Annotated in this window: 1 protein-coding gene; it reads left to right on the top strand. The window is 67.0% G+C overall.

Annotated features, from left to right (window positions below; all coding sequences use genetic code 11):
• Positions 1-660: AAA family ATPase (locus GCT19_RS45200; protein WP_152855130.1), on the top strand; the 660-nt coding region annotated here is incomplete at both ends.

Raw genomic sequence — 660 nt, 5'->3', positions numbered from 1 at the left:
ACGCGGCGCTGGGCGGCCTGATTCTGGGTGTGGGTGCGGCGTTCGCGCGTACGGCGCTCTATCGGGGCGTGACCGACGCGCAGGAGATCGAGGAGCAGACGGGCCTGAACGTGTATGCGACCGTGCCGCTATCGCAGGCGAAAGTCGCGCGAATCGGCAAGGCGCCGAAGCTGTCCACTGACGAGAAGTTCCTGCTGGCGAGCGAGTTTCCGCGCGACCCGTCGATTGAAAGCCTGCGCCGGCTCAGAACCGCGCTGCATTTTGCCATGCTCGAATCGGAGTCGGGCGACAACCGCGTGCTGCTGACCGGGCCGACGGAACAGGTGGGCAAGTCGTTCCTTTCCGCGAATCTGGCGGCGGTCGTCGCGGCGGCCGGCAAGCGGGTGTTGCTGATCGATGCGGACCTGCGCAAAGGCCATCTGGAGCAGTACTTCGGCCTCGACTCGACACCGGGCCTGGCCGACTATCTGTCGTCGGAGGTGCCGTCCGACTCGGTGATCAAGCGTGACGTGCGCCCGGGCCTGGACTTCGTTGCGCGCGGCGCGATCCCGGAGAACCCGGCCGAGCTGCTGGTGAGCGAGCGCATGCAGCAGTTCCTCGCGAAGACGAGCGACTACGATATCGTGCTGATCGACACGCCGCCCGTGCTCGCGGTCTCCG

The sequence above is a fragment of the Paraburkholderia atlantica genome (assembly GCF_009362785.1).
GTDB lineage: Bacteria > Pseudomonadota > Gammaproteobacteria > Burkholderiales > Burkholderiaceae > Paraburkholderia > Paraburkholderia atlantica.
Note: the sequence above shows the minus strand (reverse complement) of the source record. Positions and strands in the feature narration are given on the sequence as shown.